Genomic DNA, 20,669 nt, shown 5'->3' with positions numbered 1-20,669 from the left:
CATGGACCTTGGACCGCACTCCGACTTCATCATCTCCTCCTACGCCATCTGCTTTGCTGTTGTTCTGGGACTGATCCTCTGGGTTCGCATGGACCGGGCGAAACTTGAGGCGACCTTGAAAGAGCTTGCCGCGCGAGGCGTTTCAAGAAACCGCTCAGCAGAGCAAAAGCCAGAGGCTTCAGGTCAGGCCCTCAATGACTGAGACCAAAGAACCCCACCCCGCCAGCGCGCCAAAACGCAGGCTCCCCGTGCTGGTGCTGTTGCCGCTCATTCTGTTTGCAGCCCTAGCAGGACTGTTCCTGTTTCAACTGACCCTCGGCACCGACCCCAGCACGATCCCCTCGGCCCTGATCGGAAAGCCGATCCCGGAAGACACGCTCGCGGGTGTACCTGATCTCAAGAACAACAATGTTGCGGTGCCCGGGTTTTCCCGGTCAGACCTGCTGGGCAAAGTCTCCGTCGTCAACGTCTTTGCATCCTGGTGTGTACCCTGTCGCCAAGAGCACCCGCTTTTGGAAGACCTTGCCTCTCGGGGCGGGTTTCAGATGATCGGGATCAACTACAAGGACAAGCCGGAAAACGCCCGACGGTTTCTTGGCAAACTGGGCAACCCATATGACCGTGTCGGCTCAGATGACAACGGACGGGTCGCCATCGACTGGGGCGTTTATGGTGTGCCGGAAACCTTCATCGTCGATCAATCCGGCATCATCCGCTATAAATTCATCGGGCCGCTGTCCCCCGAAAGCTATCGATCCACATTCCTGCCAGAGCTGGAAAAAATCCTGAAGTCTCCCAACACCTAGGGTGGTAATTCAGCAGCCCTGACTGCCAATGAACAGAGGCTCACTGGCTCGTGACTGGCTCTTTACCTCACCTACACCTACTTTCACTCAAGGAAGAAACAACAAGGATCGCCCCCATGGGCAATATTAAGATGGGCTCGCGCAGCACCCGGTGCGGGTCGCTTTTTGCCGCCGTCACATGCCTCATAGCCATGTTCAGCATAACCGAGGGCGCACAGGCCAAACCTGTTGCCGTTGCCGAGCTCTTCACCAGTCAAGGCTGTTCATCCTGCCCGCCCGCAGACAAGCTGCTTGGCGAAATCGCCGATCAGGGCCATGTCCTCGCCCTGTCACTGCCGGTTGATTACTGGGATTACCTGGGCTGGAAAGACACGCTCGCAGATCCTGCCAATTCCGCCCGCCAGCGAGCCTATGCCATCCACCGGGGCGACCGCTCCGTCTATACGCCGCAAATCGTGATCAACGGACTGGAACACGTTGTCGGCAGCGACAGAGATGCTGTCTTCAAAGCAATTAAAAATGCCAACAAATTCACGGCAAATGTTGCTTTGGTCCAAAACGATATGGGGATAGAGGCGACCGTCACGGGCACCCTGCCCGCCAAGGCAAAAATGGCGACAATCTATTTCGCCAATATCAAAAACCGACAGAAAATAGAGGTCGGGCGCGGCGAGAATGCAGGCCGAACAATCACCTATGTCAATGTCGTAAAATCCTTGCAACCGATTGGCATGTGGTCCGGGGCAGCTGAAACATTTCGGATGCCCAAGAGCGAACTGATCCGGGCGGGAGCAGAAGGCTGCATAATACTTGTCCAGCTCGAAGACAGCGACGGCCCCGGCACAATCATTGGCGCTGGCTTGATAGACACCTCTCAGAAAAATAAGATTTCGGCGAACACAAATTAATTTCTGATTGTGTATCGCTCGTTATCAAGGGTTGCCCTCTCCTTCAAAACTGCTACCCATTGCCACCGCAAAGCGCTAAAATCAACGCACGGTGCAAGGGAAGCCTTCGGGATGAACCTCAGATTAAAAGTCGCCATCGGTAGCATTGGGGTTGGCCTTGTTGTTCTTGCCCTGAAATATGCGGCCTACCGGCTCACCGGATCCGTTGCGCTTTACTCAGATGCTCTGGAAACCGTCGTCAATGTTGCCTCCTCCATTGCAGCGCTGATTGCCATATGGTTTGCCTCCAAACCCGCAGATTCCAACCACCCCTATGGTCATGACAAGGCAGAATATTTTGCTGCCGTGCTGGTCGGCGTGATGATCGCACTGGCCGCGGTCTCGATTTTTCAGGCGGCATGGCGCGGCTATCTGAGTGATCAGAGCATCATCTATTCTCCGCTCGGGTTGGGCATCAATGCCTTTGCAGCCATCATCAATGGCACCTGGGCCTATGTGCTTCTGCGTGTTGGCAAGTCTTCCAGGTCGCCCGTGCTTGTGGCGGACGGCAAACATCTTCTGACCGATGTCATCACATCCATTGGGGTTCTTCTCGGCGTTGGCCTGGTCGTCCTCACCGGCTGGAACAGGCTGGATTCAATTCTGGCAGCCGTTGTCGGGCTCAACGTTTTGTGGACCGGCTGGCAAATCGTCAAGGAAAGCATTTCCGGCCTGATGGATGAAGCCGCGTCTGAAGACGTTCAGGACCAGATCCGCCAGCTGATCTCAAACCATGGCAATGGCGCGCTGGAAGCCCATGACCTACGCTCCCGGATCGCAGGCCGAGTGACATTCATCGATTTTCATCTCGTCGTTCCCGCCGACATGACGGTCAATACGGCCCACGACATCTGCGACCGGATCGAACAGGCAATCGGCAATTCCATCCCCGGCGCCCACGTCACCATCCATGTGGAGCCGGACCACAAAGCCAAACACTCAGGTATTGTGGTGCTTTAGGGTTCAGTTTCAGAGTTATGAATGGCTTTATGCCCACCAGCCTTTAAATTGTCATCGAGTTCGATTTAGGCATAAGGTTTTAAATCCGACCGTTTCTGCCACGCCCGGCAGATGGATCCTTGTAAACATGCGCAGACAAACATTCACCGACCACGCCATACTCATCGCCGGAACGCTGGCAATGTGCGGCCCCTTGCTGGCTGTTTTCCTGACAACCACACATGATGCTGATACGCTGCGTGACGTCGGGCTGACTTTCTCCCTCGGCGATCAGGCCTTGACCAACTACACTTGGCTTTTGAAGTCTGGCGGCGGGTTTCGAGGCGACATCACTGCCATCGGCATGCTTTGGAATTCGTTTCTGCTGGGCGCAGGCTTCGCCATCACGAAAGTCTCACTGTCTCTGCTAGCAGCCTACGCCCTGGTTTATTTTCGCATGCGCTTTGCCGGATTGATTTTCTGGCTGCTGCTGATGTCCTTGATGTTGCCGCTGGAATCACGTTTTCTGCCAACCTTCGACGTGATCTCAGACCTCGGCCTGGTCAACACGCAAGCAGGCCTGATCCTGCCGCTTGCCGCGTCCGGTATCGGAACCTTCTTCTTCCGCCAATTCTTGCAAAATGTACCGGATTCCTTGCTGGAGTCTGCAAGGCTCGATGGTGCAGGACCGGTGAAATTCTTCATGGATATCCTGATGCCGCTGTCACTGCCCATGGCTGGCGCCCTGTTTCTGGTCACCTTCGTCAATGGCTGGAACCAGTATCTTTGGCCCGTCATGGTAACCTCCGACGAGGCCCGCTACACCATCGTTCGAGGCCTGCAGTTCTTCGGCCGCACCAGCTTGAACGGCATGATGCTCGCCTGTCTAGCCGTCTTGCCGCCAGCACTGCTGCTTGTGATCTTCCAGCGCCAGTTCGTCAAAGGTCTCTTCGACGGCAGTCACTAAAGGTTTTCCATGTCACTGAACCAAACTCCCATCATCTTCGATTGCGACGGCGTTCTGATCAATTCGGAGATCATCTACCATGCTGTGGAGATGGAATATCTTGGCGAAATCGGCCTGACCTATGAACCGATTGCCTATCGCAGCCGGTTTACCGGGCTTCATGGCCGCGATTTCATGGCGGCAATAAAGGCCGATCATGCAGCGCTGAACAACGGCCCGTTTCCCGATGACTTTAAGGATCGAATGACCGCGGAGATGTACCGGCGTATGGAAACCGAACTTACACCAGTCGCAGATATCCATCGCCTCCTCGATCTTCACAAGGGACCGCGCGCGGTAGCTTCGTCCTCAGGCATGAAGGGCTTGAAGCGCAAGTTGCAGATCACCGGACTGACAGATCATTTCCACCAGCATGTCTATTCAGGTGATCAGGTCGACAACGGCAAACCGGCACCAGATCTCTTTCTGATGGCCGCTGAAAAGATCGGGCAGGCCCCATCAGACTGCCTCGTCCTGGAAGACAGCATCAACGGCGTGAAGGCAGGTCTTGCCGCAGGCATGACAGTCTGGGGCTTCGTAGGCGCAGGCCATGCAGATGAAGGGCTTGCAGACCGTTTGAGAGACGCTGGCGCCCATGATGTCATCTTATCGTTCGACGACATGGCCGCGCGGATTTAAAGGCAGGCTTATTGTTGCCGACAGGAGCAAGTCACGGGAGACGCCGGAAGCGAGCTCCAGGCGTTTCCGTGTTTGAGATCATTGTCAGGCTCATCGGCCCAGATCATGCTCGGGATTGGCACTGATTTTGTGGATCGCCAAATCGGCACCGATGTGCTCATCTTCTGGCGACAGCCGCAGCCCCATGAGCACTTTCAAAGCACCGTAGACAATAAATCCTGCAACCAGCGCATAGACGGCGCCTGCAACCGTTCCGATGAGCTGGGACATGAACGACACGCCGCCAAGGCCCCAGAAGGCTTCCAGCCCGAAGATCCCCGCAGCGATCCCGCCCCAGGCGCCACAGATACCGTGCAGCGGCCACACGCCAAGCACATCATCAACTTTCAGCTTGTTCTGGCAGATCTCGAAACCCTTGACGAACACGACCCCGGCAACTCCGCCAACCACCAGGCTGCCCATCGGATGCATGATGTCTGACCCTGCACACACAGCGACAAGGCCAGCAAGCGCACCATTGTGAACGAATCCCGGGTCATTGCGTCCCGCAATAAGCGCTGTCAGGATTCCGCCCACCATCGCCATCAAAGAATTGATCGCGACAAGGCCGGATGCAGCGCCCAAAGACCCGGCTGTCATCACGTTAAAACCGAACCAGCCGACGCAGAGCATCCAGGACCCCATGGCCAACCATGGCAGGGACGAGGGCGGAATACCAACCGGCTTGCCATTTCGATCATAGCGGCCACGGCGCGCGCCCAGAAGCAGAACCGCTGCAAGAGCGATCCAGCCACCGACCGCATGAACGACAACCGACCCGGCAAAATCATGAAAGCCAGAGCCAAATGTCGCTTCCAACCAAGCCTGAATACCAAAATTGCCATTCCAGACGATGCCCTCAAACAATGGATAGGCGATGCCGACCAGAGCGACGGTTGCCATACACTGGGGCAGGAACTTCATCCGCTCGGCAATTCCGCCAGATATGATCGCCGGAATCGCGGCTGCGAACGTGGTCAGGAAGAAGAATTTCACCAGGGTCAGGCCCTGAAGCTCAAAGCCTGCCCCGCCACCGGACAGCGTGGCCGCGTTGACAAAGAACGTCGTGCCATAGGCGAAGGTGTAGCCGACAAAGAAGTAGACAACGGTCGAAATCGCAAAGTCGACCAGGATCTTCACCAGAGCGTTGACCTGATTTTTCTGCCGGACTGTCCCAACCTCAAGGAAGGCAAAGCCGCCATGCATGGCAAAAACCAGAATGGCTCCCACCAGAACGAAGAACACATCTCCGCCAACAGAATTATCAGACATATTTGGCTCCCATTTATGCAGACTGCTCACAAACGGAGCGTCTTTTAGGGCCACACGCACTCAAACTGCATGCCAACTAGGCAAAAAGACTTTTTTCGCCCGAAATCATGGCTTCTGGAGGAATTGATCAATGCATCACACCAGAAAATTGCTCAATTAACGGTCGCAATTATTAGGCAAACGATAAATTTATAGGCAGAAGCCACAAAGCAAAAAGCCCGGGGCAGAATCCCGGGCTTGTGCTGCAACCCCATTGAGAGATTGCCTTTTAGGAGTGGTGGGTATTACCGCCCGCCAATGCCGAACTCAGGATAGGCCTCGACACCAACCTCGACCTTGTCGAGACCCAGAGCTTCTTCTTCTTCGGTGACCCGGATGCCAATGGTTGATTTCAGGATAACCCAGACAATCGAGCTCACGATGAACGTGAAGGCACCAATCGCGACAATACCAATCAGCTGCACGGAGTAGGCAACTTCAGTGTTGGAGAATGGTACGATCAGCGTGCCCCAGATACCGGCAAGCAAGTGAACTGGAATGGCGCCAACGACGTCATCGATTTTCAGCTTATCGAGCATTGGAACCGCGAAGACAACGATTGCCCCGCCCACGCCACCAATGATGACCGACTGAAGAACACTTGGAGCCAATGGCTCAGCTGTGATCGAAACCAGACCGGCAAGCGCGCCGTTCAGGGCCATCGTCACATCGACCTTCTTGTACATGACCTGTGTCAGGATCACCGCAACAACAACACCGGCAGCAGCGGCCATGTTGGTGTTTGCAAAGATCCGGGACACGTCGGTAACGTCGCCGATGGTGCCCATTGCGAGCTGAGACGCACCGTTAAAGCCGAACCAGCCGAGCCACAGGATGAATGTACCCAGTGTTGCAAGCGGCATGGAAGAGCCCGGGAACGGTGTGACCTGGCCGTTTGGACCGTATTTGCCTTTACGGGCACCCAGGATGATCGCACCGGACAGAGCCGCCCAGCCACCAACAGAGTGAACCAACGTGGAACCGGCAAAGTCAGAGAAGCCCATGCCGTCGAGCCAGCCAGCACCCCATTCCCAGGAACCGGTGATTGGATAGATGAAACCAGTCAGGACGATCGTGAAGATCAGGAAAGGCCAAAGCTTGATGCGCTCGGCCAGAGTGCCGGAAACGATCGAGGCTGTGGTTGCACAGAACACCATCTGGAAGAACCAGTCGGAGGCTGTCGAGTAGCCTGTATCGAGTGCGTCGGCACCAACTGCATCGAACGCATATGGACCGAAGGAGCCCATGAAACCGCCGTCCACGCCGGTGTACATCAGGTTGTAACCGGTGATCCAGAACATCAGACCAGCGATGGAGTAAAGGGTGATGTTCTTCAGGCACTGCATTGAAACGTTCTTGGAACGCACCAAACCAGCTTCCAGCATGGCAAAGCCAGCGGCCATCCACATAACAAGGAAGCCACCGATAAGGAACAACAGTGTGTTGAAGATATACTGCGTTTCAGGCGAAACAGCAGGAGCCGCGTCCTGTGCCAGTGCCGGCGCGACCATCAGGCCGAGGGCACCAAGCATAGCCGCGCTTTTTGCGACGAGTTTGTTCATAGTACTGACCCTCAATACAATCAAAGAGCTTCGGCGTCTGTTTCGCCGGTGCGGATACGAACGACTTGATCGATCGAATAAACGAAAATCTTGCCATCGCCGATCTGACCGGTCTTGGCGCCTGCGGAAATAACTTCCACGACCTTGTCGACGGACTCGCTGGCGACTGCCACTTCGATCTTCAGCTTCGGAAGGAAGCTGACGGCATATTCAGTGCCGCGATAGATTTCGGTATGACCTTTCTGTCGGCCGTATCCCTTGACCTCAGTTACAGTCAGGCCCTGGATGCCGATCGCCGTAAGTGCGTCACGCACTTCGTCGAGTTTGAACGGCTTGATAATGGCCATCACAATTTTCATTGCTCGTTCCCATTCCTCTTCCTAGCGCCTCTTCACCGTGAAGAGGCTGGCCGACCGCCCGCTGGTACCCCCCAGGGCTCCGTTTCATCCTGCGTCACAGCCTCCAAAAAGGGCCTGAGCACAGACAAAGTCGGGTCGGTGTCGGGCCTTTATAATCAAGGACCGTGCCAACTCGGAAAAAGATGTAGAGAAATGGCAGTATCCAGCCAATTTCAGAGCCAGAGCTATCAAGACGCAAGCACGAAACGCAAAATCAACATAGTGTAAAACTTTAGAAAATGATCAATTGTTACTCAAAAATTCAATTTTGCTCATTTTATTTGCATTTAAATCAAGGCGCAGAAGGAGCGGTCAAAAAAACAGCAAGAAAAATGCTCACCCGGCGAGCACTCGCCGGGTAAATAACCGTTTTCAAACGCTTTTAAGGATTCTTTAGGATCGATCGGCTGTCAGCATCAAGCTGAAAACCCGCCATCCGCAAGAAACGCAGCCTCTTCGGGGGTCGAGGTTCTGCCAAGCACGGCATTGCGATGCGGAAACCGGCCAAAGCGTCGGATCACATCCATGTGGGTCAAGGCATAGAGGTAAAAATTCTGGTCCCCGAGCTTGCGGGTGATATCAACGCTGGTTTGTTGTTCATCCATGTTTTCAGCATGTTCAAACGGCAAATAGAAGAACACCCGGACTTCCTTTGGAAAAGCCCGGTCATATCCGCGCTCCAGCGCGATTTTAGCCAAAGCCAAAGCTTTTCCATCCGCCTCAAAGGCTCTTGGGTCGTTTCGAAAAACATTGCGGGTAAACTGATCAAGAAGAATGATCAGCGCCAGACAGCCGTGAGGTGTGTCGCTCCATCCGCCCAGATCACCTGCCTTGGCCGCTTCGATAGCCTTCAGAAAACGGCTTCGGATATCCGCATCAAAATCGTCTGATCGACTGAACCACTTCGCTCCGCCTGCCTTCCACCAGAAATCCAGAACATCGATGGGGGAAACGGAAACTTCGGTCATGATTTTCTCCAGTAAAATCCGGGATATTTAAGACAATAAAGATGATATGGGACATGGTAACGCAAATCGAAACCAAGATCGCCAAGAGTTATCGCAGTGAGTGAAGACACGATCCTAGACCTCAAGGGCTTGAAGTGCCCACTTCCCGTGCTCAAGACCCGCAAAGCTCTGAGCCGGGTGGAAAGCGGCCACCGCATCGTGGTTCTGACGACAGATCCGATGGCCTTTCTGGATATCCCGCATTTTTGCAATGAGGACGGCCATACCCTGGAGGCGTCCGAAAAAGACGGCGAGTCCGGCAGGTTTACCATCGTCAAGGCCTGAAGCCGCAGGCCACATCAGCTTGCCTTGGAATAAGCATCCATGGCCGTTGCCAGCTTGAAATCAAGTTCTGTCAATCCGCCAGCATCATGGGTGGTGAGGGTCACATCAACCGTGCGGTAGACATTGCTCCATTCCGGATGATGGTTCATCTTCTCCGCCATCAGAGCCACCCGTGTCATGAAGCCAAACGCCTCGTTGAAGTTTTTGAACTGATAACGCCGCGAGATGACTTCCCGTTCACCCTCACCAAGCACCCAGCCCGTCATTTGGGTCAACCGGGACTGAATCTCGATCTGCTCAAGCCGTTTTGCCATCTTCACACCTCGTCATTTCTCAAGTCACTGCTGCACCCTTGTCTGATTATCAGATAGTGTGCCTAGCATGCGAAAACAGCCCTTGTACAAGATGGAGCCTCACCAGACATGACCTCAATCCTCTTTGTCTGCCTTGGCAACATCTGCCGGTCACCGTTGGCCGAAGGTGTTTTCCGCCACGCTCTCGACCAGACCGGACGCGCAAATCAAATCACGATTGATTCGGCAGGAACTGGTGCCTGGCATGTGGGTTCCCTGCCTGATCCAAGGTCCATGGACGTCGCTCTACGCCACAACATCGACATTTCAGGCCAACGCGCCCGACAAGTCCGGCTCGAAGATTTCGGGAATTTCGACTACATCTTCGCCATGGATCAGGACAATTTGTCAGATCTTCAGGCGCACGCACCATCCCGCTCCAGAGCGGCCTTGCGCCTGTTCCTTACAGACCCGGATACCGATGTGCCCGATCCTTACTACGGCGGCGATAAAGGCTTTGAAACGATCTATCAAATGCTGAAAGGCGGCAGCGAAAAATTACTAAAAGAGCTGATTGCCAGCGACCCTTCATAAGGCTGTCTTGAAGACTCCATATTCGGAAGAAGCGATAGGAGCTTGAATGGCCGATGAAACTGCTTTGGTGGACAGTCGCCGCAGTGCTGATTGCACTCGGCCTGGCAACAATCTGGCTGCCCATACCGACCGGCGTCCCGTTGCTGGCTCTGGGGTCTATTCTCATCATCAGCACCAGCCGGCAAGCCGCACGCAACCTTCGCAACCGCAGGCGGCGCGGACCGGCCCTCAACCACATCTTCGTCTGGCTTGAAGACCGCTCCCCTTTGCGCTTATCCCGGATCCTGAAGCGAACCCGGCCCCGGAACCTGCCCAATTCTTCGAGAAAAATCAGCAGCAGATGAAGCCGGTAGGCCATTACGTCGCAGCCGGACTTCTCTTGAACACTCCAATTGAATAGCCACATCAAAAAAGGCAGGCGCAACTGAAAGCGCCTGCTTCGACAAGGCAAACAAAATGGAGTCTCGTCATGACAGGCGTAAAAATAGATCACAATACATGGGTTTTGGTTGGTGACGGCGAGAAAGCCCTCATCTTCAATAATGAGGGTGACGATGTTTTCCCAAACCTGCAGGTGATCCGCCATTTGGAAATCGAAAATCCGAAAACGTCAGATCAGGGTACAGATGCCCCAGGCCGGAACAATTCAGGACCCGGACATCAGAAAAGCGCCATGGAGCCGACGGACTGGCATACGATGGAAAAGCACCGTTTTGCCAAGGGCATGGCCGACATGCTTTATAAAGCGGCTCACAAGGGTCGATTTGACAAGCTGGTCGTCGCAGCACCACCCATGATCCTTGGAGATCTCAGAAAAGCCTTTCACAAAGAAGTCAAAGACCGTGTTGTTGCCGAGGTTCACAAGACCCTGACAGGCCACCCCCCGCTCGAGATCGAGCGTATCTTGACCCAGAAGGCATAATCACAAAACGCAGGCGGCCTATTCTCGGCCCGTGAACATCACGAAAAAACGGCGCAATTGGGCATTGGCCCGTGCGCCGTTTTTCTGGAGAACAACTTCCAAAAGACGTCCCTTTCGGGTGAACCATTCATCCAGATTTCTGTCTCCCGCCCAGCGCGGGGTCAAAACGAACAGGAAACGATAGACGGCAAGGATCACCAGAAGGGTCAAGCCCCAGGAGATCAGCGTATCAGACAGGAAGTGCCCCCCAAAGGCTATTCGGTTCAGGGACAGCAAGAAGCCAAGCGGCAACAGGAAAGCCAGCATTGGCCGGCGCCAGGCAACAGGGGCCACGAAGACCGCCGCAATCAGCCACATACTTGCAGATGCCTCCCCAGACACGAAGGAACAGTTGGTATCGCACCAATTTGTCGGCAGCCAGACCGGCTGATATGGCATGTCGCCGCCAAATAGGTCGACCATGACCGGGCGCGGACGGCCCCAGTTGTTCTTGAGGATCAAGTTGACCAGAACGCCCGGACCAAGGATCAAGGTCGTCAGAAGAAAGATCGGCTTTCGAAGCGGCATGAGCGGACGTCGACCGGGCACCAAGAGTTTTGCCAGCAACACAAAAACGCAAGTAATTGCGATGATTTTTACGATGTGCGGGCCAAGATGACGAAACCGCCTCAAAAACGGTTCATTGCGCGCAAAAAAACCACCGTCATCGACGTAGAAGAGCCCGCTGGCCCAAAGATCTACACTTGGGAAAATCAGAAAAAAACAGGACACGGCCAGCAAGTAAATTGCGACCGCAGTCATTGGGTTCGCCCATGACCAATTCACCACCGTGCGGGAATGATCCGGAAGTATCTGGCAAAATGCCTTGCGTATGCTCATAGGCGGTGTTTAACCCATTCTTGGATTTAGAACCAATAAGTTCCTGCAGCCTTCAAGTATCAAATCGTCGACTGAAATCGAAATGGACACAATGATGGGATCAGCATCTCAAAATCTGAAACCTGAGCTGCATTTCTGGTTCGATTTCGCATCGACCTACAGCTATCTCTCTGCAATGCGGATTGAGACTGTGGCCCGCGACAGGTCCGTGAATGTTGTTTGGCACCCCTTCCTGCTCGGCCCAATATTCCGCAAGCAAGGGCTGGAAACATCGCCCTTCAATATCATCCCGGCAAAAGGCCGTTACATGTGGCGCGATATGGAGCGCCAATGCGAAGTTCTGGGGCTTCCTTTGGTGCAGCCTGACCCATTTCCGCAGAACAGTTTGTTCGCGGCCCGTTTGGCGCACGTCGGACGACATGAGCCCTGGATCGGAGCCTTCGTTCGCGCTGTCTTTTATGCTGAATTTGGCGGCGGACTGGACATTTCAGATCCTGCATTACTCGCAGGCATGCTGATGGAAGCAGGCGCTGATGCCAAAGCAACACTTGCAAAAGCCGAAAGCATGGACATCAAGATCGGACTGCGCGCGGCCGTGTCAGAAGCAGAAACGCAAGGCATTTTCGGCGCGCCAAGCTTTGTGACGTCAAGCGGCGAATTGTTTTGGGGCCACGACCGTATGGAAGAGGCTTTGAACTGCGCGCTCCTGCTGACCGACTAAATCAAAAACCCAAAATCAAGCCTACGATCTCCGAGCCAGATGAAACTGCCGCGCATGTTCCATTGCCTCGAACAGGCGCGCTGGTGACAAAGGTTTGGCCAAAGCCTCAACAAAACCGGCTTTCTGCAATTGGTCATCACCTACGGTTTCCAAAGCAGCCGTCACCGCTATCAGGGGGACATCACTGCCATTTCCAAGCGCCCGTATCTTTTCTGCAGTCTCCAACCCGTCCATGACCGGCATATGGAGATCAAGAAGAACCGCATCATAAATTGTATCAGCCATCATTTTCAGCGCTTCAGGGCCGCCAGGAGCTTGATCACAAGTGATTGAGAAAGACTCCAGCAGCGCAGACAAAAGCCGCCGGTTGGTGCCATTGTCGTCAACGATAAGAACATGCGCTTCCCCATTAGGAACGCTTTCAGGATCTGCTTTCAACACTTCCGCTTCGGCTTCGGCTGCCTGATCAATCGGCAGTTCAATTTCGAATCGACACCCTCCGGACTTTGGGCTGACCAAACGCAGTTTTCCGCCCAGTTCCGACACCAGCTGTGATGCCCCCCAAAGCCCCAAACCGGATCCGGCACCACGGGCCTCGCCAACGCGCCCGCGAACATACGGTTTGAACAGGCGGCGGCGTTCTGCCGGATCGATTCCAGGCCCCGTATCAGCAATACAAAGGCGCACCATCACAGGCGTGAGTCTCGACCCTGGAACCTGTTTCAGCAAAATGGAAATCTGGCCGGCGTCAGTGTATTTGACCGCATTGTCCAGCAATGCAGTGACAACCCGGCGCAATGCTCCCGCCTGCGCAAGTCCGAGACTGGCCTCAATCGGCGGCAGATCCACGACTAGCGCCAACCCCTTGACGTCCGCCGCAACGCGAAACAGATCGGCCGTATCACTGACGACCTCATGAAGGTTCAGCCAAAAACTGCTGTTGCCAGAAACCTGAATCAAGGCACCTGCTGTCTCGCTCAAGGCATCAATTGAGCGGATCAGGAGCTGCAGACGTTCTGACTGTTGCTCCGACAAGGCTTCCGTGCCGATCAACTCAGCGGTCAACCGCATAGCCGACAGCGGCGTGCGTAAATCATGCGCCAGCAGCGCCATCTCATCGTTTTTGTTAGGATTATTCGCCATCTTCGAAATCTAGTCTGCTTTGCAGTGAAACGGCAAACGCCACTTGCCAGTTTTTCCTTTGCAGGTCATTTTAGGAATGGGCCTTCCAGAAAATTTCAACTTGCCAATCCTCGCCCAAAGAGAACCTTCTTTCGGTTGGCACTTGTCACGACCCTATCGTCTCTGGGCCTTTGTCTACGCGCGCGCCTCGGCATCCTGCCAGATTCCAGGTTCGAAAACCTGAAGTTCGCCTGCAAACGAGTACCGAATGTCATACGAAATTCTGGCCATCGTCGTTCCCGTCTTTATCCTGATCGGTCTGGGGTATGGCGTCGCAAGAACCGGCCTTCTGTCTCAAGCGGTCGGGGAAGCTCTTGGGCAATATGTCTATGTGATTGCGATACCCGTGCTGATTTTCAGAACGCTTGCAGTCCTTGAGCTCGGTGATGAAAGTCCATGGGGCCTCTGGATTTCCTATTTTATAGGTGTGGCTGTAACCTGGGGGCTTGCCAACCTGATCATTCGAAAAGGATTTGGCAGGGATGCGCGCGCGGGCGTTGTCGGAGGCATTTCAGCAGCCTTTGCCAACACGGTCATGGTTGGACTGCCACTGGTTTCATCAATCTACGGCGAAGATGGGCTGGTTCCGCTTCTGATCATCATTTCTGTTCACATGCCGGTCATGACGGTGGTCATATCAATTCTCATGGAACGCGCAGCTGCCGTTGACGGGATCAGCACACCACCGCCAATCGGCGAGATGGTCCTCAAGATTGGCAGAAACCTTGCGACCAATCCAATCATTATCGCGATTGCATGCGCCTTGATTTGGCGGAGCTTCAGCCTCCCGGTCTCCGGCATCTTGCAGAATGTTTTGGACCGGATAGCAGCCACGGCCTTGCCCGTCGCCCTTCTGTCACTGGGCATGAGCATGGTGATTTACGGAATTCGCGGCAACATCCTGCCAGGACTCCAGTTGAGTTGCCTGAAGATCGCCATCATGCCGACGATTGTTTTTCTGGCTGGGGCCTATCTGTTCCACCTGCCACCCCTATGGACTGCAGTGGCGACCGTGACAGCCGCCTGCCCGACCGGCATCAATGCCTATATTTTCGCAAACAGATACGGGACCGGCCACGCAATGTCGGCAAACTCAATCACCCTGACCACATTAGCCGCAGTGCTGACCAGCGGCATCTGGGTCGCCATTCTGACCTATTGGCAATCTGCCGGGTTATGAATTTTCGCAGACAGTCAGCCTGCGGTCTGTGAAGCTATTCAACTAGGACGGCAGTAAGAAAAACGTGCCAATTGAGGCGATCATCCGCATTCTCAGTAAGGAAAATGCCTCCTGTCATTATGCCTTGCCTCGTTTTTCTTGCAGGCAGCTCTTTGACGGGAAAGAGAGTTCAAAATGGACAGACTGCAAGTAGAAATCATCAAAAGCGCACAGGCAGACCCAAGCACGATTTGCATGTTCTCAAACATTCTCAACCTCCATTACGCAAAACAAATTCAGCCAAATTTACAGGTCAGTATAAGTATACAAAAAGACAAGATTGGCCTGATTTTTTCTACTTGGTATTTATGCCTATAATTCATAAATATATTTATATTCTGAAATACATATGATTTACTTTGATAAAGCTAAACCTCGGAACAAGTCTTCAGAGGAAACGCCTTCGGCATCAAGCTCTCTCAGGCTTGCATCTGAACGCGATTTTGACAGTTTCCTCCCATCTTCACCCAGCACAAGTCGATGGTGCCGATAACGCGGCTCGGGCAACCTCAAAAGGCTCTGCAAGAGACGGTGCACGGACGTTGCGTGATAGAGATCCCGGCCGCGCAACACATCGCTCACATCTTGCCGGGCATCGTCGAGAACGACCGACAGATGATAACTGGTCGGAACGTCCTTGCGCGCCAAAATGACATCTCCCCAGTCCGCAGGCTCTGCCAGCACCCGTTGACCCTGATACCAACTGTCTGCCGTTTCGGCACCATCGAACCACTCAGACGGGCCTTCCCACCAGCTCAAATTCGACCCGACCTCCTGAAGAGCCAAACCCATGTTCAAGCGCAGCGCATAGGCAGCATCGCTGTCCTTCCGCGCATTCTCCTCTTCTGGGCTGAGCACAGCATCATCGCCTGGATACAGAGGCGCACCATCAGGGTCTCGTGGCCATTTTTCCCCGCTCGCTTCATAAGTCGCCACGAAGCGTTTGATTTCACCTCGGGTCAAATAGGCGCGATAGATCAACCCGCGCTTTTCCAAGCTACGAAGCGCCGATGCATAGGTCTCAAAATGCTCTGACTGACGGAAAACGGGCGTCTCCCAGGAAAGTCCTAGCCACTCCAGATCCTCCAGCATGTCTGCTTCGAGTTGAGGCGAGCAGCGCGCCTTGTCGATATCCTCGATTCGGACCAGAAATCGCCCATCCAGAGCCTTCGCTGCTCGAAAATTCAACATCGCAGAAAAGGCGTGGCCAAGATGAAGATGCCCATTGGGCGATGGAGCAAAACGAAAGACAGGAGTTTGCATTTGAGCTCGAGAGTTGAATGTATTTAGATCCGTAAATCTACTGGAACATGTGGTATCAGCTTCCAGCTCCATGACAAACTCCAATCCGGCGAGCCGACTTGAAACCCATCAACACATTGACAGATGTCGAAAGCGGCTTGGCCTCACTGCTCGAACTCGACCCCACGCTTGAGCCTTTCGCCAAAGCAGCCGGCCCTCTGCCACTTCGCCGTCGGCAGGCCGATTTTGCCAGTCTTGCCAACATTGTTGCGGGCCAGCTGGTGTCAGTGGCAAGCGCGGCTGCGATTTTTAAACGGCTTGAAGACTGTGTTAATCCCCTCACAGTGGAGAATTTCTCGACGTTCCGCGATGAAGATCTCTCGAGCGTGGGCTTTTCCAGAGCAAAACTCCAAACGCTCCGGGCAATCTGCCATGCTTGCGAGGCTGGACTGAATCTGAGTGATCTCGCAGAGAAACCGGCGAACGAGGCCCATTCAAGGCTTTGCGAAATCAAAGGCATTGGTCGATGGTCAGCGGATATCTTCCTGCTTTTCTGCGCCGGACACCCTGACGTTTTTCCAAGCGGCGATCTGGCCATCAGGGTTGCCGTTCGCGATGCCTATGGGCTGAATGAAAAGCCATCCGTGAAAGGCCTCGACGCAAGCGCTCAGGCCTGGTCACCCTGGCGCGGAATTGCAGCCCGGCTTTTCTGGGCCTGGTACAAGGCCCAGAAGCAGAAACGGGAAATATTGCCCCTGTAGAGCATTTCCTATTTTCTCTGCGTCACGTCGCTAAAGCAGTGCCTTCACCGAGCGAAGCATCAGGTCAATGTCTTGCTGTCGCGACAAACGATGATCCCCATCAGGCACCAGCGAGAACGTCACATCATCGTCAGGCAGCGCTTCCGCCAGTCGCTGAGCATGTTGCCAGGGAACATCCTGATCCTGCGCCCCTTGCAGGATCGTCACCGGGCAACCGGACACCAGCAGCTTGTCCAGGATCAAATGCTTGCGGCCATCTTCAATCAGTTTTTTCGTGATGACATAAGGATCAGCTGAATACTCCGAGGGCTGCTCCCAACGCCCATCCCGAAGGATAGTTTCGCGAATATCATCGGAAAAACGCTGTTTCCACATAAGCTCTTCTGTGAAATCAGCAGCTGGTGCGATCAGAACCATGCCTTTTAGAGACTTGCTGTCCCTGCGGGCCAAAGCCAGCAACATGGCAAGCCACCCCCCCATGGACGATCCGACCACAACAGTTGCTCCGCTGCAAAACCGGTCAAATACAGCCAGCGCCTGCTCCAGCCAGTCGGACACACACCCGTCCTCAAAAGCACCGGACGACAGCCCATGCCCCGAATAATCAAATCTGGTACACCGCAAATTTTCAGATGCAGCATACTCTGCAAGGGCGACAGCTTTGGTGCCGCTCATGTCTGACTTGAAACCCGAAAGCCAGAAGAGGCCGACTTTACCACTGTCGCTTTCGTCCCCGACAGAGTGTCGAACCGCGATTTGCCGTTCCTCAGTGCTTTTCCCTGTCATGATGAATTGCAGATCTGTGTCAGTCATATTATGGCTCTGATAAATTTGGTCGCTCGCAGTGTTTCATTTGGCACAGGCGGTCGGCAAATAGAAGCAGCAACAACGGAGCACTCAGTGGCCAATCAAGATCGCAAACCCGTTGTTCTGCAGGTTATACCGGATCTGAACACCGGAGGGGCAGAACGTACAACAGTCGATGTGGCCAAGGCTTTGGTCGAAGCAGGCTGGACGGCTCTCGTCGTGAGTGAAGGTGGACGCCTGACTGATGAGCTGGACGCCATCGGAGCCAAACACATCGAATTGCCGGTCAAGTCCAAAAACCCGATGACGATCTGGCGCAACGCTACACGGCTACAAGCGCTCATCAAAGAGCATTCCGTCGACATCATTCACGCCAGAAGCCGGGCTCCTGCCTGGTCGTCATTTCGGGCAGCCCAGCGGGCCAAAATCCCGTTCGTCACCACGTATCACGGCATCTACGGCCAGAAAAACGCGTTCAAGGCATTCTACAATTCTGTAATGGCCCGGGGCGATGCAGTCATTGCAAACTCTAATTATACAGCCCGGCTCATCGAACAAAGGCATCCTATTGCCGAGGATAAAATTTCGATCATACCGCGAGGATCAGATCTCAAGGCCCTAGCGCCTGGTGCAGTTTCATCGGAGCGACTTCAGGCACTCTCAAGCGCTTGGGGATTGAAAGAAGGTCGGCCAGTGGTCATGAACCTGGCTCGCCTGACAAACTGGAAGGGTCAAGGCGTGTTGATTGACGCAATGGCGGAGTTGGCGGAAGCCGGAGATGACAAGACAGTTGCCGTGCTGGCCGGCGACGCCCAAGGCCGCGATGCCTATTTGGCGGACCTGAAAGCCAGGATCGCCAAACACGGCCTTGCCGACCGTGTCCTTCTTGTCGGCCATTGTGACGATGTTCCAGCAGCACTGGCTCTGGCGGATGTGTCCGTTGTGGCCTCTATCGAGCCAGAAGCCTTTGGCCGTGCTGCTGTTGAAGCTCAAGCCGCCCATGTCCCGGTCATTGTGTCTGATCTGGGTGCTGTTCCGGAAACCGTTTTGGGCCCACCTGAAACGGATGAAGCAGACCGCACTGGCTGGCGCGTGCCCCCTGGAAAACCGGAAGACCTGGCAATTGCTCTACGCCATGCACTCGACCTGGATTCCAGGGCGCTAAAAGCTTTGACCACTCGGGCAGCAGCTCATGTCACCCGGAATTTCTCGGTCGAGACCATGTGTGCCCGCACGCTCAAGGTTTATCAGGACTTGTTGTGATCCAATACGCGTACAGATCAGCGTTACGCAGCCAGAGGATAGGCTTCCTCTACCAGATAGGGTCCACCTCCAACGCTCGCCTTGGCAGAGAACAAAACAAACCGGCCAGCCACAAACGGTGATGCTTGAAAATCACCATGCTCTGACAGCCAACGTGCGACATCCTCATTGCTGGATGTCCTGCACCGGCCAAGAGTGACATGTGGCGTATATTTGCGCCGCTCGCACGGCAATCCTAACCGCTGAATGATGCGTTCCTGTTCCGCCTGCAGTTCGGCAAGCTGTTCGTTCGGCTGGACCCTGGCCCAGACAGCATGAGGCTTTCCGTTTCCAAAGGATCCAAGTCCGTCCAGACGAATGTCAATCGGGTCCCTGCGAATGCGATCAAGGGCCTCGGCCACTTCATCCGCGGTCCGGTCATCGATATCGCCAATGAAACGCAAGGTGATATGAAAATTCTCAGCATCGATCCAGCGGGTGCCCCGAAGGCCTCCCTGAAGCATCGACAAAAGGAGCCCCGTCTGTGACGGAATCTCAAGGCCTGTAAACAAGCGCGGCATGGGGTGCCCCTCCGCTGGTTGCGACACAATCATCAAGAATCAACTTTTACCGCAACGCAAGAAATTTTATAAAGCACTGTAATAAATAAGTTTTTCAAATTTCTAAGATTGCAGGCATTCCGGAAGCGAGTTTGATATGGACGTCTTTGGCGGCAAAATGATTCTTTGTCACAAACAAAAACGCGGCGGATCTGCTGCCGCCGCGTCTTTGCGTTCAGTCAAAATAAATCACGGGCAAGGATTGCCCCGACGTTGATGTATGTCATCGATTTTCGCTAGAACTTCGTCAGAAAGGGTCAGAGTGGCAGCATCCAGATCGTTTTCCAGCTGCTCCATCTTCGTCGCACCCAATATGACAGAGGTCATGAAGCTACGCGACTGAGCGAACGCCAGAGCCATCTGGGACGGGTCGAGATCGTTATCGCGGGCAAGATCGACGTACTCGTTGATGGCCTCTTCAGCACCGGCCTTTTCATAACGCTGAAGGCGATCAAACAAGGTTTTGCGGGATCCGTGAGGCAACGCGCCATCGCGGTATTTACCTGTCAGATAGCCCTGAGCCAAAGCAGAATAAGCCAGCATCGAAACATCTTCGCGAAGACTGACTTCAGCAAGCGCCGTCTCAAAGGTCCTGTTGACCAGAGAATAGGCGTTCTGGATGGAGGCAATGCGCGGCAATCCGTGACGTTCGGCGGCCTTTACATAGGTCATCGTGCCCCAGGCACTTTCATTTGAAACGCCGATATGCCGGATTTTCCCTGCCTTCACCAAATCACCCAAAACATCCAGTGTGCTCTCGATGGAATTCTCATCAGCAGCTGGCTCAACATCAGTCCAGCGCGTCGGGTTGGTGCCGAAACCTGAAACATTCCGGTCAGGCCAATGCAGTTGGTACAGGTCAATATAATCAGTTTTCAGGTTCTTCAGGCTTCGATCGACCGCAAATTCAATCTGTTCGCGCGTCAGTCGGGCATGGGCTCCATTCTCGCGGAACCAGTCCATGTCTGTTCGGCCGACCACTTTGGTCGCCATGATGACCTTGTCGCGTTGACCACGTGCCTTAAACCATGTCCCGATGATCCGCTCGGTACGCCCCTGCGTGTCGCGGTTTGGCGGAATTGGGTAGAGCTCGGCTGCGTCGAACAAATTGACCCCGCGATCAAGTGCGAGATCCATCTGGGCATGCCCCTCCGCTTCCGTGTTTTGCTCACCATAAGTCATGGTGCCAAGGCACAGGGAGCTGACATTCAAGTCGGTTCGACCAAGACGACGATAATCCATCGTGGG

25 protein-coding genes are annotated in these 20,669 nt (G+C 54.3%); 14 read left to right on the top strand and 11 right to left on the bottom strand.

Features of this window, described 5'->3' with window-relative positions; all coding sequences use genetic code 11:
* The first annotated feature begins 1 nt into the window (after nt 1).
* From ccmD to V6575_RS20125, 6 genes are all read left to right on the top strand, one after another.
* On the top strand, nt 2–202 hold the full coding sequence (gene ccmD, locus V6575_RS20150; RefSeq protein ID WP_340276931.1) for a heme exporter protein CcmD: 201 nt from the start codon (nt 2–4) through the stop codon (nt 200–202).
* Nucleotides 195–806: a DsbE family thiol:disulfide interchange protein gene (locus V6575_RS20145; protein ID WP_340276930.1), complete on the top strand. Its 612-nt coding sequence runs from the start codon at nt 195–197 to the stop codon at nt 804–806. Before ccmD ends, V6575_RS20145 begins: the two co-directional genes overlap by 8 nt.
* A 116-nt stretch (nt 807–922) precedes the next feature.
* Nucleotides 923–1,714: a DUF1223 domain-containing protein gene (locus V6575_RS20140; RefSeq protein ID WP_340276928.1), complete on the top strand. Its 792-nt coding sequence runs from the start codon at nt 923–925 to the stop codon at nt 1,712–1,714.
* 111 nt (nt 1,715–1,825) lie between these two features.
* A complete protein-coding gene (locus tag V6575_RS20135) occupies nt 1,826–2,713 on the top strand; it encodes a cation diffusion facilitator family transporter (protein ID WP_340276926.1) in 888 nt (295 codons plus the stop codon).
* 127 nt (nt 2,714–2,840) lie between these two features.
* The gene (locus V6575_RS20130; RefSeq protein WP_340276923.1) at nt 2,841–3,659 is read left to right on the top strand and encodes an ABC transporter permease subunit; all 819 of its coding nucleotides are present in this window, start codon (nt 2,841–2,843) and stop codon (nt 3,657–3,659) included.
* 9 nt (nt 3,660–3,668) lie between these two features.
* Entirely contained in the window at nt 3,669–4,337 is a 669-nt protein-coding gene (locus V6575_RS20125) for an HAD family hydrolase (protein ID WP_340276921.1), read from the top strand.
* A gap of 90 nt (nt 4,338–4,427) precedes the next feature.
* Here the strand turns inward: V6575_RS20125 and V6575_RS20120 are convergent, their stop codons facing one another.
* The 4 genes from V6575_RS20120 to V6575_RS20105 all read right to left on the bottom strand — a co-directional run bounded on the left by V6575_RS20120 (nt 4,428) and on the right by V6575_RS20105 (nt 8,615).
* Nucleotides 4,428–5,648: an ammonium transporter gene (locus tag V6575_RS20120; protein WP_340276918.1), complete on the bottom strand. Its 1,221-nt coding sequence runs from the start codon at nt 5,646–5,648 to the stop codon at nt 4,428–4,430.
* Between the two features lie 284 nt (nt 5,649–5,932).
* Complete coding sequence (locus V6575_RS20115; protein WP_340276915.1) at nt 5,933–7,249, bottom strand: ammonium transporter; 1,317 nt, start codon at nt 7,247–7,249, stop codon at nt 5,933–5,935.
* A gap of 20 nt (nt 7,250–7,269) precedes the next feature.
* Nucleotides 7,270–7,608 (bottom strand): P-II family nitrogen regulator, encoded by a 339-nt coding sequence (locus tag V6575_RS20110; RefSeq protein ID WP_340276913.1) that lies wholly within the window; start codon nt 7,606–7,608, stop codon nt 7,270–7,272.
* Between the two features lie 455 nt (nt 7,609–8,063).
* Nucleotides 8,064–8,615: a DUF924 family protein gene (locus V6575_RS20105; RefSeq protein ID WP_340276911.1), complete on the bottom strand. Its 552-nt coding sequence runs from the start codon at nt 8,613–8,615 to the stop codon at nt 8,064–8,066.
* Nucleotides 8,616–8,711: 96 nt separating this feature from the next.
* Here V6575_RS20105 and V6575_RS20100 point away from each other — a divergent pair, with 96 nt between their 5' ends.
* Nucleotides 8,712–8,939, top strand: a complete 228-nt coding sequence (locus V6575_RS20100) for a sulfurtransferase TusA family protein (RefSeq protein WP_340276909.1) — start codon at nt 8,712–8,714, stop codon at nt 8,937–8,939.
* Between the two features lie 14 nt (nt 8,940–8,953).
* Here the strand turns inward: V6575_RS20100 and V6575_RS20095 are convergent, their stop codons facing one another.
* On the bottom strand, nt 8,954–9,253 hold the full coding sequence (locus V6575_RS20095) for a 4a-hydroxytetrahydrobiopterin dehydratase (RefSeq protein WP_340276908.1): 300 nt from the start codon (nt 9,251–9,253) through the stop codon (nt 8,954–8,956).
* Nucleotides 9,254–9,361: 108 nt separating this feature from the next.
* Between V6575_RS20095 and V6575_RS20090 the strand changes: the two genes are divergently transcribed.
* The 3 genes from V6575_RS20090 (at nt 9,362) to V6575_RS20080 (ending at nt 10,748) form a co-directional block, all read left to right on the top strand.
* Nucleotides 9,362–9,826: a low molecular weight protein-tyrosine-phosphatase gene (locus V6575_RS20090; protein WP_340276907.1), complete on the top strand. Its 465-nt coding sequence runs from the start codon at nt 9,362–9,364 to the stop codon at nt 9,824–9,826.
* Nucleotides 9,827–9,879: 53 nt separating this feature from the next.
* A complete protein-coding gene (locus V6575_RS20085) occupies nt 9,880–10,170 on the top strand; it encodes a hypothetical protein (protein WP_340276905.1) in 291 nt (96 codons plus the stop codon).
* Between the two features lie 125 nt (nt 10,171–10,295).
* Nucleotides 10,296–10,748: a baeRF12 domain-containing protein gene (locus tag V6575_RS20080; RefSeq protein ID WP_340276903.1), complete on the top strand. Its 453-nt coding sequence runs from the start codon at nt 10,296–10,298 to the stop codon at nt 10,746–10,748.
* An 18-nt stretch (nt 10,749–10,766) separates the two neighbouring features.
* Here the strand turns inward: V6575_RS20080 and V6575_RS20075 are convergent, their stop codons facing one another.
* On the bottom strand, nt 10,767–11,549 hold the full coding sequence (locus V6575_RS20075; protein ID WP_340276901.1) for a phosphatase PAP2 family protein: 783 nt from the start codon (nt 11,547–11,549) through the stop codon (nt 10,767–10,769).
* A 160-nt stretch (nt 11,550–11,709) separates the two neighbouring features.
* Here V6575_RS20075 and V6575_RS20070 point away from each other — a divergent pair, with 160 nt between their 5' ends.
* The gene (locus tag V6575_RS20070) at nt 11,710–12,348 is read left to right on the top strand and encodes a 2-hydroxychromene-2-carboxylate isomerase (protein WP_340276900.1); all 639 of its coding nucleotides are present in this window, start codon (nt 11,710–11,712) and stop codon (nt 12,346–12,348) included.
* 21 nt (nt 12,349–12,369) lie between these two features.
* Here V6575_RS20070 and V6575_RS20065 read toward each other — a convergent pair whose 3' ends face one another.
* Nucleotides 12,370–13,491, bottom strand: a complete 1,122-nt coding sequence (locus tag V6575_RS20065; RefSeq protein WP_340276897.1) for a hybrid sensor histidine kinase/response regulator — start codon at nt 13,489–13,491, stop codon at nt 12,370–12,372.
* A 247-nt stretch (nt 13,492–13,738) separates the two neighbouring features.
* Here V6575_RS20065 and V6575_RS20060 point away from each other — a divergent pair, with 247 nt between their 5' ends.
* Nucleotides 13,739–14,710 (top strand): AEC family transporter, encoded by a 972-nt coding sequence (locus tag V6575_RS20060; RefSeq protein WP_340276895.1) that lies wholly within the window; start codon nt 13,739–13,741, stop codon nt 14,708–14,710.
* Nucleotides 14,711–15,103: 393 nt separating this feature from the next.
* Here the strand turns inward: V6575_RS20060 and gluQRS are convergent, their stop codons facing one another.
* A complete protein-coding gene (gene gluQRS, locus V6575_RS20055; protein ID WP_340276893.1) occupies nt 15,104–16,012 on the bottom strand; it encodes a tRNA glutamyl-Q(34) synthetase GluQRS in 909 nt (302 codons plus the stop codon).
* 98 nt (nt 16,013–16,110) lie between these two features.
* Between gluQRS and V6575_RS20050 the strand changes: the two genes are divergently transcribed.
* A complete protein-coding gene (locus V6575_RS20050) occupies nt 16,111–16,752 on the top strand; it encodes a DNA-3-methyladenine glycosylase family protein (RefSeq protein WP_340276891.1) in 642 nt (213 codons plus the stop codon).
* Between the two features lie 30 nt (nt 16,753–16,782).
* Here the strand turns inward: V6575_RS20050 and V6575_RS20045 are convergent, their stop codons facing one another.
* Nucleotides 16,783–17,565, bottom strand: coding sequence for an alpha/beta hydrolase (locus tag V6575_RS20045; protein ID WP_340276889.1), 783 nt, complete (start codon nt 17,563–17,565; stop codon nt 16,783–16,785).
* Nucleotides 17,566–17,652: 87 nt separating this feature from the next.
* On the opposite strand from V6575_RS20045, the gene V6575_RS20040 reads away from it, so the two are divergent.
* Entirely contained in the window at nt 17,653–18,822 is a 1,170-nt protein-coding gene (locus V6575_RS20040; RefSeq protein WP_340276886.1) for a glycosyltransferase family 4 protein, read from the top strand.
* A 23-nt stretch (nt 18,823–18,845) separates the two neighbouring features.
* Here the strand turns inward: V6575_RS20040 and thpR are convergent, their stop codons facing one another.
* Together thpR and V6575_RS20030 are read right to left on the bottom strand one after the other, a co-directional pair.
* Complete coding sequence (thpR, locus tag V6575_RS20035; protein ID WP_340276885.1) at nt 18,846–19,382, bottom strand: RNA 2',3'-cyclic phosphodiesterase; 537 nt, start codon at nt 19,380–19,382, stop codon at nt 18,846–18,848.
* Nucleotides 19,383–19,610: 228 nt separating this feature from the next.
* Nucleotides 19,611–20,663 carry an NADP(H)-dependent aldo-keto reductase gene (locus V6575_RS20030; protein WP_340276884.1) on the bottom strand — a complete coding sequence of 351 codons (1,053 nt, stop codon included), beginning with the start codon at nt 20,661–20,663 and terminating at the stop codon, nt 19,611–19,613.
* Between the last annotated feature and the right edge of the window lie 6 nt (nt 20,664–20,669).

The sequence above is a fragment of the Roseibium algae genome (assembly GCF_037783265.1).
Lineage (GTDB): Bacteria > Pseudomonadota > Alphaproteobacteria > Rhizobiales > Stappiaceae > Roseibium > Roseibium algae.
The sequence above is the reverse complement of the archived record's forward strand: the minus strand, read 5'-3'. Positions and strand labels throughout refer to the sequence as shown.

Bases quoted from the DNA above. Each gene is read 5' to 3' on its own strand.
- V6575_RS20145 (WP_340276930.1), top strand. From the start codon at position 195: ATGACTGAGACCAAAGAACCCCACCCCGCCAGCGCGCCAAAACGCAGG.
- V6575_RS20135 (WP_340276926.1), top strand. From the start codon at position 1,826: ATGAACCTCAGATTAAAAGTCGCCATCGGTAGCATTGGGGTTGGCCTT.
- V6575_RS20030 (WP_340276884.1), bottom strand. From the start codon at position 20,663: ATGGATTATCGTCGTCTTGGTCGAACCGACTTGAATGTCAGCTCCCTG.
- thpR (WP_340276885.1), bottom strand. From the start codon at position 19,382: ATGCCGCGCTTGTTTACAGGCCTTGAGATTCCGTCACAGACGGGGCTC.
- V6575_RS20115 (WP_340276915.1), bottom strand. From the start codon at position 7,249: ATGAACAAACTCGTCGCAAAAAGCGCGGCTATGCTTGGTGCCCTCGGC.
- V6575_RS20085 (WP_340276905.1), top strand. From the start codon at position 9,880: ATGAAACTGCTTTGGTGGACAGTCGCCGCAGTGCTGATTGCACTCGGC.
- V6575_RS20065 (WP_340276897.1), bottom strand. From the start codon at position 13,491: ATGGCGAATAATCCTAACAAAAACGATGAGATGGCGCTGCTGGCGCAT.
- V6575_RS20060 (WP_340276895.1), top strand. From the start codon at position 13,739: ATGTCATACGAAATTCTGGCCATCGTCGTTCCCGTCTTTATCCTGATC.
- V6575_RS20110 (WP_340276913.1), bottom strand. From the start codon at position 7,608: ATGAAAATTGTGATGGCCATTATCAAGCCGTTCAAACTCGACGAAGTG.
- V6575_RS20045 (WP_340276889.1), bottom strand. From the start codon at position 17,565: ATGACTGACACAGATCTGCAATTCATCATGACAGGGAAAAGCACTGAG.
- ccmD (WP_340276931.1), top strand. From the start codon at position 2: ATGGACCTTGGACCGCACTCCGACTTCATCATCTCCTCCTACGCCATC.
- V6575_RS20120 (WP_340276918.1), bottom strand. From the start codon at position 5,648: ATGTCTGATAATTCTGTTGGCGGAGATGTGTTCTTCGTTCTGGTGGGA.
- V6575_RS20125 (WP_340276921.1), top strand. From the start codon at position 3,669: ATGTCACTGAACCAAACTCCCATCATCTTCGATTGCGACGGCGTTCTG.
- V6575_RS20080 (WP_340276903.1), top strand. From the start codon at position 10,296: ATGACAGGCGTAAAAATAGATCACAATACATGGGTTTTGGTTGGTGAC.
- V6575_RS20095 (WP_340276908.1), bottom strand. From the start codon at position 9,253: ATGGCAAAACGGCTTGAGCAGATCGAGATTCAGTCCCGGTTGACCCAA.
- V6575_RS20090 (WP_340276907.1), top strand. From the start codon at position 9,362: ATGACCTCAATCCTCTTTGTCTGCCTTGGCAACATCTGCCGGTCACCG.
- V6575_RS20070 (WP_340276900.1), top strand. From the start codon at position 11,710: ATGGACACAATGATGGGATCAGCATCTCAAAATCTGAAACCTGAGCTG.
- gluQRS (WP_340276893.1), bottom strand. From the start codon at position 16,012: ATGCAAACTCCTGTCTTTCGTTTTGCTCCATCGCCCAATGGGCATCTT.
- V6575_RS20140 (WP_340276928.1), top strand. From the start codon at position 923: ATGGGCAATATTAAGATGGGCTCGCGCAGCACCCGGTGCGGGTCGCTT.
- V6575_RS20105 (WP_340276911.1), bottom strand. From the start codon at position 8,615: ATGACCGAAGTTTCCGTTTCCCCCATCGATGTTCTGGATTTCTGGTGG.
- V6575_RS20130 (WP_340276923.1), top strand. From the start codon at position 2,841: ATGCGCAGACAAACATTCACCGACCACGCCATACTCATCGCCGGAACG.
- V6575_RS20075 (WP_340276901.1), bottom strand. From the start codon at position 11,549: ATGACTGCGGTCGCAATTTACTTGCTGGCCGTGTCCTGTTTTTTTCTG.